The organism is Streptomyces sp. NPDC028305 (genome assembly GCF_055569495.1).
The window spans coordinates 155,318-172,001 of sequence record NZ_JBVHTN010000012.1; the positions used below are offsets into that span (position 1 = coordinate 155,318).

Here is a 16,684-nt window from a genome sequence, read left to right on the forward strand (position 1 = left end):
ACTGTCGTGCTGTTCTGACGCCCGCGTGGGCGTCCCTTCACCGGTCTGAGCTGTCATCGCCGTCGTCGCTCTCCGCCCCCTCCTCGGCCCCGTCGTCTCCGTCGTCCAGCTCGGCGAACAGCGCCAGGGCGTGCTCGTCGGGGAAGAGCCCGTCGCGCGCGACATGGGCCCGCAGCTCCTCCTCGGTCAGCGGATAGACGTTCCGGTACCGGTACCAGCCGTCCACGTAGTCCGGGACCTCCGGGTGGGCGACCTCGTCCAGGAGGAGCTGGGCGCCGGCCATCACCTCGTGAAAGCTGTGGTGGTCCGCGGCCCCCATGACGCTGACCAGCCCGGCCCTGATCAGGCCGAGGTCCACAGGGAGGCCCGTGAGGCCCGACATCCGGGCGACGCACACCAGGATGAAGTAGGAGCTGCCCGAAGTACCGGTCAGCACCAGACCGCCACTCTCCTGGGCACGCGCCTGGAGTTCGGCGGACATCGGCAGTTCCTGGGACAGCCCGGCGGGCCTCCAGCGCAGTTTCCCATCCCTCACCCCAAGCAGCCATTCGTCCTGGCTCAGCGGGGGCCGGACGTCCTCCGGCCGCAGCGGCGTCGACACCATCGCCACCAGGTCCTCCATCTCTTCCGCTATGTCCTCCTCGTCAAGGCCCGCCGCGCGGAGTTCCGCCTGCATCTCCTTGTAGCGCGTGTACGCCTCGGTGTTCCGCCGGTCGTCGCGCTCCGCCTTGATCACGGGATGCCTGCGCACCTTGCCCCCCGTGAGGTCGGGGATGAGCCCGTTTTTCGCCCCGGAGAAGATGAAGTCCACCCTCTCGCGCACATTCCCTGACTCCACGACCCTTGCCAGGCTTTCGAAGGACGCCCCGACCGCCCCGACTTCCGCCGGATTGTCGCTGCCGAACTTCCGGTAGTCCGCCCCGTTGTGCAGGGCAAGGACCCAGAACGCCCGCACCACCTTCGCAAGCTCCGCGTTGATCCGCTCGTTGGCCGCCAGGTACGTGGCCAGCCGATGCTCGTAGTCGAAGGCTTCCTCGGCGTAGCGGATACGCGCCATGTCCCAGGGCGACGCAGGGGACGCCTCGGCCGGCGCGGATCCCCCAGGCGCCTCGGGTTCCCCGGGCGCGGAAGGCATCCCGGCGTTCAGGAACGACTCGAAGTCCGGGAACGACGCCGGGTCCGGGGACAACACGAGCGGCGCCACAGGGGCGGTCGTCGCCTCCGGCTTCTCACCCGGCGGTGTGGCGGAGGAGGCGGCAGCGAGCCCTGACGGAGCTGCCGAGCCCAGAGCCGTCGGTCTGGTCGTCGTGGCCGTGGTGGGCGGAGCCGCCGTGGGGGCAGCAGGCCCGGGGGGCCCGGAGCGCGGGTACGGCTGTGGGATGGGGCGCGGGGCGTTGGGGACAGGCGGCTGCGGGGCCTCCACCTCCGCCTTCTGCCAGACGGCGTCGGAGGCGGCGAGCACGGTGAGCACCGACCGGTTCTGATCGTCCGTGCCGGACAGGTCCGTCGGGGTGTCGGTCCAACCCACGTCACGGCCCACCCGCTGCGCCAGCCGCCTGGCCACCTCGCCGATGCCGGGAGCCGGCCAGGCGTGCGACAAGACGATCAGGGTGTCCTCTTCCTTGTCGGTCAGGGTGAGGTCGTTCGCCATCAGCTCCAAGAACTCACGGACCGGCATCTGGAGCACACTATCGCCGATGATCAGCATGATGCTGTCCGGATCCAGCTCGTCCAGTTCGATCCGCACCAGGTAGGGGGCCGGCTCGGTCGCCTGCTGGTTCGGGCCCTGGTGCCGCCACGGCGCGTCCTTCAGACCGCCGGGCGCAAGGATCTGCGCCAGGCTCACCACCCCTGACCGCGGCTGCCCCGTGAAGTCACGACCGCTCCCCCGGGCCCCGTCCTGGACCGTGTCCAAGCCGGTGCCCGTGAACGCCCCGTACTCCTCCTCCAGGTCGTATGCGGCCGCCACGTCCGGGTCGGACGCGTCCCGCCCCACCGCGAACGCCTGGGTGAGCCTGGCCCGCAGGCGCTCGCGATGGCGCGGCTCAACGTCGAAGTCCGGGTCCAGGTGGAGCACCCGCACGGCCAGCTTGTCCACTTCATCCACGTCCATGCCGGGTGCGCTCAGCAGATCCATGGTCTTCACCCACGCCCAGAACATCCGCGACCGCTCCACCTCGCCCAACTGCTGATCTGGGCCGGACAGCTTCAGGGCGTCGACGGCCTCGGACTGCGCACCACCCCCGTTCAGCCACCCCGCGGCCAGCCACACCACCGGCAGCTCCACGAAGTCCCGGAACGGCACCCCCGCCTTCCCCGCCGTCGCCGCCGCGGCCAGCACCCGGCGAACGACGTCCTGATCCACCATGACCCCGGGCCCGGCATGTGCAACGATCACCCGCCGCAGCAGATCCAGCGTCAGCGGACCCGCCTGCTTGAAGTCGTCGTCCGCCAGCCACATCCCCTCCACCGCCGCCACCCCCCGAAGCAGCTCCCCGAAGTCGGCACGGTCCTCCGCATAGACCCCGAACATCGACTTCAGCGCCCGCAACCCATACAGCGTCCGCTCCAGCATCTCCGCCGGCACCGGACCATCCCCTGAGTGCAACTCGGCCGCCCGCGCCAGCCGCTCCAACTCCGCACCCTCCGGCTCCGGCCGCAGCAGATCCCACCCCCGGGCCCGCCCCTGAGGATCGGCGAACAGGGCCCGCATGTACTTGCCGTTCTCCTTCCCGAAGCCCTGCGGGCCGTAGGAGACACGCGCCCAGCGCCGCGCCCCGTTCACGATGTGCTGCCCCACAGACACCACCCGCAACGGATCGGCCACGGACACCTCGGGAGCGAAGTAGCCCCTCGGGGCGGGACCCGGCCTGTTGCTGTCCTTGGGGGACCCGATCCAGCAGCAGGAGATGTCCAGCCAGCGATCCTTGGGCAGCCGGGACATCAGCCACGTCACCCACGCCACCGCATCACCCTCGTCGATGAAGCGTTCGGCCACGCCGCTCCCGCTCCACACCGTCAGCACCAGGTAGCCCGGCACGCCATGCAGGGTGATGCGGTACGCGTCGGCCTCCGGGAACGGACTGCCCTCGGGACCCGGACGCGGCAGCTCCAACTCCGGCCCCAGATCGTCCAAGACGAAGTGGTAGTCGAAGTACGTGGTTATCCGGTCGCTGTGGCGGCCCGGCTTCTCGAAGTCCTCCGCGTACTCGGCGGGGTCGAACGAGGCGTCGCCGATCCGCTCTCCGCTCGCCTCGCTGACCGTCGGCAACATCACCACGTCGGGGTACCAGTCGGGCTCGCTGCCATCGAGAACCGGCCCCTGGCCCGGCCGGAGCGGGAACCAGTCGCCCGTGGGAACCCCCGGCCGCCCGGCAACCGTGTCGATACCGCCCCGCTGGGTGACCTTCGCATCACCGCTGTGCGGCCACACCACCAGACCCGTACGGTCCGCAAGCCTCTGCAACAGCGCACTGTGACGGCCCAGGAAGGGAACGGCCACCACGATCGGGGTGCCCGGCGGCAGACCCGCCCGCGCCACGTCCGCCGCCACCAGCTCCACGAACTCCTCGATGTCCACGTCCCGCGTCGAACCGTCCGGCAGCCGCACCACCACCTTCTTCTTGTCCTCGCGCCAGTCGGCCCCGACGACGTACGGCCACTTCCCCTTCGGCCACGGTGTCTCCCGCCTGGGGCGGCCGATGGGGGCCAGGGAACCGTCGGACTGCGGCGTCAGGACCTCGCTCCAGTCCGTGTCCAGCTCCAAGGCGTCCAGCCCCAGCCAGTTCAGACCCGGAACCCGGCGCCCCCACAGCGTGAAGTGGCCGCTCTGGGCCGACCCGGTCGCCCCCAGCCTCTCCAGATGGAACGCCCCCAGCTCCGCCAGACTCCCCGCCCGACCATCCGCCTCCGCATCCCGCACCAGCCCGAACAACTCCGCACGCACCGTCTGGTCCACCGGCGCGCCCTTCGGCAGACGCAGCACATGACGGGTCAGCACGTCCACGTCGAACGGACCGCTCCGGAACCGCCGGTCCCGCCCGTGCATGGCCTCCAACAGCCGCTCTGCCGCCGCTTCGTCCGGGGACTGCGACGCGGCGGCTGTCTCCGGGGCGAGCGGGGCTGGCGACTCGGCCGTCTGCGGGGCGACCGGCGCGACGAACACCCGCGAAACGGAGTCCCCCGGCGCGGATGTGGACGGCCCCGACGGCGCCCGCGCCGCCACCCGCGCCACGGCATCGTCCGCGCCGGAAGCACCCGGGTCCGCGCCCTCGCCGGAGCCACGGGACACCACCGTCCCACCCACACCCGCCAGGGCCGCGGGCGCGGTCGCGTCGCGCCCGGCGGATTTGGGGAGCGGCTGCGGGACCGAGAACGGGGCGTCGTGGAGGTACCGCGGCGGAACGGGAACCGCCTCCCGCCAGCCTCCGTCAGGGTCGGATCCGGCGGGCGCGGTGAGCACCGAAAGTCCCTCGTCGCCCGTCTCGGACAGGCTCGTCGGGAGATCGGTCCACCACACGTGACGGCCCAGCCGCTGCGCCAGCCGCTGCGCCAGCGCGCCCATGCCAGGCCCCAGCCCGGAGAACGAAAGGACGACGCGAGTGTCCAGGGCGCAGGAGAGCAGGCCGCGGTCGTTCGCCATCACCTCCAGGAACTCACCGACCGGTATCACCTCCGTCCGGTCCCCGAGGACCACTTCAAGAAGGTCCGGGTCCTGCCCGTGCGGCTTGACACTCACCAGATAGGGGGGCCACTCGTCCTCCCGCCACGGCGCGTCCACCAGACCAGCGGACGTGTGAATCTCCGCCAGATCCACCTTCTCCGGCCGCTCACCCGTGAAGTCACAGCCGCTCCCCGGCTCCCCGTCCATGTCCGTGTCCACGGCGATGAATTCGAGGACCCCGTGCTCCGCCAGGTCGTACGAGGCCGCCACGTCCTGGTCGGACGCGTCCCACCCCGCTGCGAACGCCCGGGTGAGCAGCAGCCGCAGGTCGTCACGTTCCGACGGGTCGACGTCGAAGTCCGGGTCCAGGTGGAGCACCCGTATGGCGAGTTCGTCCACGGCCACACCGGGCTCATCCAGCACCTCCCCGGCCTTGACCCGCGCCCAGAACATCCGCGACCGCTCCGCCTCATGCACCTCGCCGGAACCGGACAGCCGCAAAGCGTCGACAGCCGCGGCCTTCATGTCAGGCGAACGCACCCACCTGGCAGCCTCCTGCACCGCGGGCAGCGCCACGAACTTACTGAACCGGGCCTCGTGCAGTCCGGCATCGCGCCATGTGTCCCACTCCGCCGCAGCCGCGGCCAGCACCCGGCGGGCGGCCTCCTGGTCCACCCCGGACGCGGCCTCGGGACGCGCCTCCACCACCCGCGACAACAGATCCAGCGTCAGCGGACCCGCCTGCCGGAAGTCCGCGTCGGCCAGCCACATCTCATCCACCGCCGCCGCCCCCCGCAGCAGTTCCGCGAAGTCGGCACGGTCCTCCACCCAGACGTCGAACATCGACTTCAGCGCCCGCACCAGACGCAACGTCCGCACCCGCACCGCCGCCGGCACCGCGCCACCGCCCGAGTGCAGCCCGGCCACCCGCGCCAGCACATCCAGCTCCGCGTCCTCCGGCTCCGGCCGGAACAGAACCCACACCCGGTACCGCCCCTGGGGATCGGCGAACAGGGACCGCACGTACTTGCCGCCGACCGTGTCCATCCCCTGTGGGCCGTCGGAAGCGCGCGCCCAGCGTCGCGCCCGGTTCGCGATGTGCTGCCCCAGAGAGACCTCCCCCAGCGGATCGGGCACGAACACGCCGGGCAGGGCGTTGGTCACCCGGCCGGGGTTCGGCACGACACGGTTCTTGGGAGACCCGGCCCAGCAGCAGGGGAGGTCGATCCAGTGGTCCTTGGGCAACCGGGACATCATCCAGATCGCCCACGGGACCCCCTCGTCCTCGTCGACGAGGCGAATGCCGAGGCTGCCGGTGGCCCTGTCCCGCACCACCAGCGAGAGGTAACCCGGTCTGCCGTGCGTGCTCAGGCGGTACGCCTTGTCCTCTGGGAACGGACTGGCCTCAGGCCCCGGACGCGGCAGCGCGTAATCCGGGGTGACCGCGTTCACGGCAAGGTTGTAGTGCTCGAACGTCGTCGCTTGGTCGAGATGGCGGTCGCCCTCCTCGAAGTGCTCCGCGTACTCGTCGGGCTCGAACGAGGCGTCGCCGATCAGCTCCCCCGTCGCCTCGCTGACGATCGGCAACATCACCACGTCGTGGTACCAGTCGGGCACGCTGTCATCGAGAACGGGCCCCTGGCCCGGCCGGAGCGGGGCCCAGGCGCCGTTGGGGACTCCCGGCCGCCCGACGACCGTGTCGATACCCCCCTTCCCATCGGGTCGCGGACTGACCGCCACCTCACCGCTGTGCGCCCACACCACCAGGCCCGTGCGGTCCGTGAGCTTCTGCAGCAGCTTGCCGTGGCGGCCCAAGAAGGGAATGGCCAGCACGATCGGGGTGCCCGGCGCCAGACCCTCCCGCTCCACGTCCGCCGCCACCAGCTCTATGAACTCCTCGACGTCCAGGTCCACCGTCGAGCCGCCCGGCAGCCGCACCACCACCTTGTCGTCACGCCAGTCGGCCCCGACGACGTACGGCACCCTCCCCTTCGGCCACGGCGTCTCCCGCCCGGGGCCGCGGATGGCCAGGGAACCGCCCGGCTGCGGCACATAGACCTGACTCCGGGTGGTGTCCAGCTCGATAGCCGCCGGCCCCAACCAGTTCAGGCCCGGAACCCGGTCACCGTCAACCGTGTAGTGGTCACTCCGGCCCGGATGGATCACCCCCAACTCGGCGAGGCGAAACACCACCAGCTCCGCCAGGCTCCTCGCCCGCCCAGCCTCCTCGGCGTCCCGCACCCACTCGAACAACCGCGCACGCACGGCTTCGTCCACCGGCACGCCCTCCGGCAGACACAGAACATGACGGGCCATCACGTCCACATCCAGCGGACCGCTTCGGAACCGCCAGTCGCGCCCACGCAGAACGTCCAGCCTCTCCAGCGCCGCCGCGTCCCCGGGCAGGGTCACCCCCACCGTCGCCCGCCGCGCCAGGTCCTCCCGCTCCACACCGGCGAGCACAGCCGCATTCTCGGACGGCCACCCCAAAGCCTGCGCGGTGAGCGCGAAATCCCGCACGCCCAGCCGTCGCTCACCCGAAGGCAGCCCCTGCTGAAGAGTGCGCAGCGCATCGTCCAGGAAGCCGGTGAACGCCTGGTGCGCGTTCCGCGCACGCACCTCCTCCTCACCGCCGGTGCCGTATCCGGTGATCTGGACGCTCGGCAGCGCGACACCCGCCCGCCGGTTGCGCAAACCGGCCAGCGCCACCTCGAACGCCAGCTTCCTGAGAGTCTCCCGCTGCTCTCCGAGCAGATGCTCCGTTCCCTGGGCCCAGAACACCACCGGGGTCAGCACCGGCAGCGCCCGAAGCGGCCCGTCCAACCGCGACGCGACCGACGGTGGATCAACCGGTGCGGTGAACACCCGCCGCGGGGCGGACTCCTCCAGACCGGGCATCTCCTGCCCCGACGACGCCCGCGCCACCGGCCGCGCCTCGCCCGCGTCCCCCAGCGGCTCCCACGCCGCCACCCCGTCCGCAGGTCCCGCCGGCTCCCCATGACCCAGCTCCCGGAGGGCCGGCACCGGCCCGGTGGCCGGGTTCTCGGAAGCGAGATCCGTGGAGGTGTCCGTGACCGTGGCGGTGGGGCCCCCGTGGGGCGCCGCCGTCCCCTCCGCGTCCGCCACGACCGGAGCCGCCAAGGACAGGGTCGGCAGAGCCGTCGTGGCCGGAGTCATCGTGGGAGCACCAGGTCCGGGGGGCCTGGAGTTCGGGAGCGGGTACGGCCGCGGGGCGGGGAGCGGGGCGGGCGGGACGGGCGGCGGCGGGAACTCCACCTCCGCCTTCTGCCATTCGGCACGGGAGGCGCCGAGCACGGTGAGCACCGGCGCGCCCTGATCGTCCGTGCCGGACAGGTCCGTCGGGGTCTCGGTCCACCACGCGGGACGACCCAGTTGCGTCAGCCGCCTGGCCACCTCAGCGATGCCGGGAGCCTGCCGGGCGTGCGACAGGACGACGGTGCTGCCCGGCCTCTTGTCCGTCAGGGTGGGGTCGTTCGCCATCAGCTCCACGAACTCACCGACCGGCATCCGGAACACGCGGCTGCCGATGAACAGCGTGATGATGTCCGGCTCCCGCTCGTCCAGTTCGATCCGCACCAGGTCGGGGACCGGCACGGTCGCCTGCTGGTTGCGGCCTTGGGGTGGACGCTGGTGCCGCCACGGCGTGTCCTCCAGACCGGCGGGCGTACGGATCCGCGCAAGGTTCACCTTCTTGCTCGGCTTCGGCTCCCCCGTGAAGTCACGACCGCTCCCCTCGACTCCGTCCAAGGCCGTGTCCATGGCGGTGTCATCGAACGCCCCGTACTCCTCCACGTCGTACGCGGCCGCCGCGTCCGGGTCGGACGCGTCCCGCCCCACAGCGAACGCCCGGGTGAGCACGACCCGCAAGCGCTCACGTTCCCGCGGGTCGACGTCGAAGGCCGGGTCCAGGTGGAGCACCCGCACGGCCAGCGCGTCGCGCTTGGTCTCGTCCATACCGGGCGCGTCCAGCACCTCCCCGGCCTTGACCCGCGCCCAGAACATCCGCGACCGCTCCGCCTCCCGCACCTGACCGGGGCCGGACAGCTTCAGGGCGTCGACGGCCTCGGACCGCGCACCATCCCCGTTCAGCCACCCCGCGGCCTCCCGCACCACCGGCAGGACCACGAAGTCCCCGAACGACTCCCCCGCCGCCCACGCCGTCGCCGCCTCGGCCAGCACCCGGCGGACCACATCCTGACCCACGCCGACCCCGGGCTCCGCACGTTCAGCGATCACCCGTCCCAGCAGATCCAGCGTCAGCGGACCCGCCCGCTCGAAGTCGTCGTCGGCCCGCCACATCGAATCCACCGCCGCCGCCCCAGCCAGCAGCTCCCCGAGGTCGGCGCGGTCCTCCGCATAGATCCCGAACATCGCCTTCAGCGCCCGCAACGCATCCAGCGTCCGCACCAGCACCGCCGGCGGCACCGCGCCGGGGCCCGAGTGCAGCCTGGCGACCCGCGCCAGCCGGTCCAGCTCCGCGCCCTCCGGCTCCGGCCGCTCCAGGGCGAACTCCCGCGGCCGCCCCCGGGCATCGGTGGTCAGGCTCCGCATGTACTTGCCGTTCTTCCGCCCCTTCCCCTGCGGGCCGTAGGAGACCCGCGCCCAGCGCCGCGCCCCGTTCACGATGCGCTGTCCCACAGACACCTCCCGCAGCGGATTGGCCACGAACACATCGGGAGCGAAGACGTCCCTCCCGGCGGGCCCCGGCCTGTTGCTGTCCTCGGGAGACCCGATCCAGCAGGCGGGGAGGTCCAGCCAGCGGTCCTTGGGCAGCCGGGACACCAGCCACGTCACCCACGCCACCGCCTCACTCCCGCCGACGAAGCGGTTGACCACGCCGTTCCCGCTCCACACCGACAGCACCATGTAGCCCGGCACGCCATGCATCGAGATGCGGTACGCGTCGGCCTCAGGGAACGGACTGCCCTCGGGGCCCGGGCGCGGCAGCTCCAACTCCCGCCCACCGGCGCGCAGGGTGAAATAGTCGTTGACGTACGTCGTCATCTGGTCGATGTGGCGATCCGTCTCCTCGAAGTCCCGCGCGTACTCGGCGGGGGCAAACGAGGCGTCGCCGATCTGCTCCCCGGTCGCCTCGCTGACCATCGGCCACAGCACCACGTCGGGGTACCAGCCGGGCACGCTGTCATCGAGAACCGGCCCCTGGCCCGGCCGAAGCGGGAACCACGCACCCTCGGGAACCCCCGGCCGCCCGACGACCAAGTCGATGCCGCCCTTGTCGTCAGGCCGCGGGCTGACCTTCACCTCACCGCTGTGCGGCCACACCACCAGACCCGTACGATCCGCCAGCTCCTGCAACAACGGGCCATACCGGCCCAGGAACGGAACGGCCACCACGATCGGGGTACCCGGCGGCAGACCCGCCCGCGCCACATCCGCCGCCACCAGCTCCACGAACTCCTCGATGCCCGCGTCCCGCGTCGAACCGTCCGGCAGCCGCACCACCAACCTGCCGTTACTGCCGTGCTTGCCGTCCCGCCAGTCGGCCCCGACGACATACGGCACCCGCTCCTTCGGCCACGGCGTCTCCCGCCTGGGAGCGCCGCCCATGGCCAGGGAACCGTCCGGCCGCGGCATCAGGACGTCGCTGAAGTCCATGTCCAGCTCCAGGGCGTCCAGGGCCCCCATGGCCTCCGGCCCCAGCCAGTTCAGACCCGGAACCCGGTGGCCCCCCACCGTGAAGTAGCCGCTCTGATCCGGCCCGGTCGCCCTCAGCCGTTCGAGATGGAATGCCCCCAGCGCGGCCAGACTCCCCGCCCGCCCGTCCGCCTCGGCCGCCTGGACCAGCCCCAGCAGCTCCGCGCGCACCGCCTGGTCCACCGGTGCACCCCCCGGCAGGTGCAGCACCTGACGGGCCACCGCGTCCGCGTCGAACGGACGGCTCCGCAGTCCCCGGTCCTTCCTCTGCAGAGCCTCCAACCGCTCCACCGCCGCCGCGTCCGGGGAGAGAGCGAACCCGACCGTCGCCTGCCGCTCCAGCACCGCACGCGGCACACCGGCGAGCGCGACCACCTCCTCCGAGGGCCCCTCGGGAGCCCACCGCACGGAGACCGGGAAGTCCTCCGCGGCCAACCGCCCCGCCCCCTCGGGCAGGCTCTGCTGAAGGATGTCCAGCACCTGGTTCAGATGCCAGGTGAACACCGCGCGCAGAGCCCCCGCGCGCCACTCGCCACCATCAGCGACGTCGGCGCCGTACCCGATGATGTCGGTCCGCGGCAGCGCGGCGCCCGCCGGCCGGTTCCGCAGACCGGCGGTCGCCACCTTGACCGCCAGCGTCCTGATGGCCAGCTGCCCGTCCGGGGACGGGCCCGTCTCACCCGGCCCGAACTCCACCACGCTCAGCGTCGGCAACTCGGAAGACGGCGCGGCCGTCCGCGGGGCGGGGGGCGCGGCCGTCGGCGGGGCGACCGGCCCGATGAACACCCGCGAACCGGATTCCCCCCGCACGGATGTCGACGGCCCCGACGGCGCCCGCGACCCGGCGCCGTCCGCGCCGGAGCCCCCGGCCGCCTCCGGGGCGGCGCCCGCCCGGTCCGCCGCCGGGGACTCCGGAGCCTGCGCCCACGCCCGCTCAGGGGCATGCCGCGGCGTCAGATCGAAGTCGCGCAGGTCCAGGTCCGTCCTGACCTCGTCCGCGGCCCACGCCAGGAGCGCCGGCAGCGCCTGTGCCAGTGGCGGGACCGGCTGCCCGAGGGAGACGAAGTGCTCGTCGGTCAGGGCCCGCAGACGGCTCCAGGTCAGCAGGGAGTCATCGCCCTGGTCGGCCCGCCACTGGTCCAGCGCGCGGAAGCCACGCAGCAGGGCCTCGAACGCCGTCTCGTCGTCCTCCTCGGACATCGACTCGTCGTCCTCCTCGGACATCGACTCGTCGTCCTCCTCGGACGTCGGCTCGTCGTCCTCCAGCAGCGGCCCGTACACCAGCCGGACCGCCCGCCACCACCGCGCCACATCCCCAGCCCGGTCCCGGTCACCGGTCACCCGCTCGGCCCACGCGGCCAGCTGAACCGACGACGGCTCCCGGCGGAACCCCGCCAGCCAGTCACCCTCCGCCAGCTGAAGCCGCACCACCCGCTTCTGCCGGACCACACCGTCCTCGTCCGCCACCTCCTCGACATCCGAGGCGAACCCGAACTCCAGGCCCAGGGCGGAGGTCCACACCCACCGGTCGAAGCCCGTACCGTTGGCCAGCACCTGACCGGCCACCGGCCACTCCAGCGGATCACGGCCACGCGCATGCGGACCCGCCACATCCGCGCCCGCCACCAGCACAGCCGTATCCCACGGCGCTGCCGTCAACTCCGGTGCGCGCGCGAAGAGATAATCCACCACCCGCGGGTAGCCGACCGCCACGCCCGAACCGTCCCGGACCCGCAATTCCGCCGCGGTCCCGTTCCCGTCCATACCGACCAGGAACACCCTGTCGAACGGCGCCTTCTTCCGCGGGCCCTCCGCCACCACTGCCGGAGTCCCGGCCACACCTCCGGGCACCGGCCCCCGCCGCACCCGCGTGACGTACTCCACCCCGGGCAGCAGACCGTAGGACCCCTGCCGATACAGCCACGGTCCGGCTACTGCGCCACCCCGCAGCGACACCCCCACCTGCACACCCGACGCATTCAGGTGCTGCACGTGCGACACGCGGTCCACCGGAACCCGGGTCCCGTCCAGCGCCTCGATCTCCGCCTTCCACTCGATCGCGGGCGGCGGCGGCCCCTCGAGGACAGCCGTCAGCACCCGCTCCGCGCTCCTGACGGCCCCCTCGACACGCGCACGCAGCCCGGCGGGAACGGTCCCGCTGCCCAGGAGAGCGGACGCCCGCCCCGCCGCCGTGGCCATCAGCTGATACGCCGGGCTGTCCGCGGGCAGCCGGATGTGCCCCAGGGCGTAGCGGGCCAGCGCCTTGGCCACGGTCATCCCCTCCGCCGCCGTCAGCAGCGGCCGGGGCGGGCCGTCCGCCCGCGGCACACCATTGGCGGCCAGCCACATGAGCGGGAGGGATCCCCGGACCACCGGATGGTTCACGATCCGTTCCAGCGACCGGATCAGCACCTCGGGCGACAGCGGGACCCGGGCCGCCACCGCCTCCTCGTACATCTGCCGACCGAGTTCCACCAGCTCGGCGCCGGCCCGCTCGATCTCCTCCTCGGTCATCGTCCTGCCGTCGAACCCGTACCCCCGCAGCTCGTCCACCGCCAGCGGGACCGCCAGCGTGCCGTTGCCGGTGTCCAGGCCCGGGAGTTCGTTCATGCCGACCGACTCGTACTGGCCGATCCGCCTCCCCTGGGACGTCAGCCCCGTCAGCGCGGCGGTCAGATGCTCGCGAGGGGACGGCACTTCGTCGGCGTCGAAGAACCCGTACGGGACGGCCTCGCCCGGCCGGTGGCGCGCGAAGGTGCGCTCCATCTCCTTGGTCAGTGCGGCGTGGGCGATCACGCTGAGCTGGTCGTGACGCTTGTCGAGGAAGTCCCGCGAGTCAGGCCGCAGAGCCCGCCTGACGCTGTCGAGCGCGGACCGGGACACCACCGCCAACCGGTTCTTGAGCAGGTCCGAGGTATCCGTGAACGCGGCGTTGACCGGTCCGGTGGCGACCTGGTTGAACGTCATCCACGCGTATCCCCAGACCTCGTTCACATCCGGAATGGCGGCCAGGAACGGCAGAAGGTCCGCGACCGCCGGGTCGCGGTAGCCGAGCCGGCCCACCAGTTCCTGGGCGGCCTGCCCCCCGAAACGCCTCCCCGCGACGAACAGGGGAAGCGTGTCCTTGCGCCACAGCCGGTTGATGGCGTGATCCCAGAGCATCATGCGGCCCACCGCGGGGGGACCCAGGGAGAACTGCGCGTAGGGGCGGCCGTCGTAGTCCAGGGCGAGGGGATGGACGGTGGTCGCCTGGCCGATCTCGGTGATCTCCCACCCCGGAAGATCCCCCAGAAGCTCCACCAGCGGCATCGGACGCCCGCCCCGCTCGGCCGTGCCCGTCCGCGCCAGCCGGTCACGAACCAGCTTCCGCTTGGCCTCCGCCTCCGCCCAGGACTGCCGCCGCTCACCCGGAATCACGGCCGCCGGATCGGTGTCGACCTCCGGGATGAAATGCACGACCCCCTCGAACCTCGCCCCCGGGGGCTGTTGCGCCGTCGGATCGAAGAGCCGGTCCGTGGCGCGGTCGAGCCAGAACTCCGTCGCATCGACGGTGACCCTGATTCCGGGGCCATGCGCCAGCACCTCCTTCCGCAGATCGGGCCGCTCCCCCAGGCGCTCCGGGATGCCGAGCCTCCGCAGAAGGTCGGGGGTGACGGAGATGTCGAGCGGATAGCGGTACTCGATCTCCGGGCCGATGGCCCCGTACTCATCACGCACCGACCCGTCCAGCATCGCGTGCGCCACCGACGACGACTCCACGAACGGCTCCAGCGCGTTCGCCACCACCCGCCCGGACGGACCGACCACCACCGCTTGCGCGTCAAACAACAGCGCCACATCCGGCGGATCCATCGACACCCGGTGCCCCTTGCGCATCGACGCGTCCACCCACACCACACCATCCGCCGTGTGATACGCCGCAAACGCATGCCCCAACCCGTCCTCCGGCCGCCGCGCCAACACCAACGCCACCGAGCCCGGCCCCACACCCTCCGCGTCCCGCAGCGCGTCCGCCACCGCACCCCACGACCCCACCCGGCCCCACCCAGGACCCACCACCAAACGGGACGCCGCACCCGGCCGGTCCAGCACCGAGTCATCCACCACACCCCCGGCCCGCACACCCGAAGGAAGCAACACACCCGGATGCAACTCATCCCGCAACGCACCCAACAACTCCAAACACCGCCGCTCCGACACACCACCCGACGGCAGCCCCACCGCCACACCATCCACAAGGGCCGTCAGCTCCCCACGGGTCAGCACCCGGGGAGCGGAGTCCGGGGCAGCGGCCTGGCCGCCGTGAAGCGCCGCCATCCCCGCCGCCTCCGCCCCGTACCGAGCCACAGGGGGCAGAGTCGTAGTCGTCGTGGGCGGAGCAGTCGTGGGAGCACCAGTCCCGGAGGGCCCGCGGAGCGGGAGCGGGAGCGGCCGTGGGACCGGCCGCGGGGCGTGCTGGACATTCGGTGGCGGGAGCTCCACCGCCGCCTTCTGCCAGACGGCGCCGGAGGCCGCTCCGGCGGACACGGTGAGCACCGGATTGCCCTGGTCGTCCTTGCCGGACAGGTCCGTCGGGGTGTCGATCCACCACACGGGAGCGCCCAGCCGCTGCGCCAGCGCCCACGCCACCTCGCCGGCGTCGGTACCCAGCCCGGCGTGCGAAAAGAGGACCTCGGTGCCCCTTTCCTTGGCTGTCAGGGTGGGGTCGCTCGCCACCACCTCCAGGAACTCACCGATCGGCCCCCGGAAGCCACTGCCTCCGATGGTCATCAGGATGGTGTCCGGGTCCTGCGGATCCAGTTCGGCCCGCACCAGGTGGGGGACGCTCGCGGCCGCCTGCTGGTTCGGATCCTGGTTCCGCCATGGCGCGTCCACCAGATCGGGCGTACGGACCTGCGCCAGGTTCACCCTCTTCTGCGGGCGCGGCTCCCCCGTCAAGTCACGACCGCTCCCCTTGGCCCCGTCCAGGACCGTGTTCATAGCGGTGGCGGTGTCATCGAACGCCCCGTACACCTCCAGGTTGAACGCGGCCGCCGCGTCCGTGTCGAACGCGTCCCGCCCCACGGCGAACGCGTGGGTGAGCACGGCCCGCAGCTCGTTGAGGTCCAACTCGTCCACGTCGAAGTCCGGGTCCTTGTGGAGCACCTGCCGGGCGAGGTCGTCCTCCTCCATCTCGGTTGTGCTCAGCAGTTCCATGGTCTTGACCCGCGCCCAGAGCATCCGCGACCGCTCCACCTCAGCCATCGGACGGGTGCCGGACAGTTTCAGGACGGTGACGGCCTCGGCCGCCGCCTCATCCCCGTCCAGCCACTGGGCGGCCTCCCGCACCACCGGCAGGTCCACGAAGTGCCGCAACGGCAGCTCCACGCGCTCCCCCTGCGGGCCAGGGGGCCGTGTCTCCCATGCCTTCGCCGCCGCGGCGAACACCCGGCGGGCGACGTCCTGGTCCACCCCGGACGCGGCCTCCGGACGCGCCGCGATCACCTGCCGCAGCAGATCCAGCATCAGCGGACCCGCCCGCCGGAAGTCCGGGTCGGCCAGCCACATCGAATCCACCGCCGCCACCCCCCGCAGCAGCTCCCCGAAGTCGGCACGGTCCTCCACATGGACCCCGAACATCGACTTCAGCGCCCGCACCGCTATCAGCGTCCGCTCCAGCACCTCCGCCGGCACCGGGCCATCCCCCGAGTGCAGCCTGGCCACCACCGCAAGCCGGTCCAGCTCCGCACCCTCCGGATCCGGCCGGCCCAGGTCGAACTCCCGCAGCCGCCCCTGGGGATCGACGAACAGGGACCGCACGTACTTGCCGTCCAACACTCCCAGCCCCTGCGGGCCGTAGGAAATGCGCCCCCAGAATCGCGTCGCGTTCACGATGCGCTGTGCCAGAGAGATCTGCCGCAGTGGATCGGCCACGAACACCTCGGGGGCGAAGACGCTCCTGTGGACGGGCCCCGTGCTGTTGCTGTCCTTGGGGGACGCGATCCAGCAACAGGGGAGGTCGAGCCAGCGGTCCTTGGGCAGCCGGGACACCAGCCACTTGACCCATGCCACCGCCTCATCCTCGCCGAGGAAGCGTTCGACCACGCCGTTCCCGTCCCACAGCGTCAGAACCACGTAGCCCGGCAAGCCATGCATGGTGATGCGGTACGCACCGCTCTCGGGGAACGGACTGCCCTCGGGACCCGGACGCGGCAGCTCCTGCTCCAGGCCATGGGCGTTCAAGGCGCTGTGGTAGTGGGTGAACGTCGTTATCCGGTCCGCGTGTCGGCTCGGCTCCTCGAAGTCCTTCGCGTACTCGCCGGCTCCGAACGAGGTGTAACCGATCTGTTCTTCGATCGCCTCGCT

1 protein-coding gene (only partly in view) is annotated in these 16,684 nt (G+C 72.0%); it reads right to left on the bottom strand.

What is annotated here, in order from left to right; all coding sequences use genetic code 11:
* Positions 1 to 37: 37 nt before the first annotated feature.
* Positions 38 to 16,684 carry the final stretch of a lonely Cys domain-containing protein gene (locus ACZ4WQ_RS42575; protein ID WP_468022820.1) on the bottom strand. The gene runs 45,009 nt beyond the window's last position, so 16,647 of the gene's 61,656 nt are visible here — the last part of the coding sequence; the start codon falls outside the window, past its right edge — the gene reads right to left on this strand; the stop codon is at positions 38 to 40.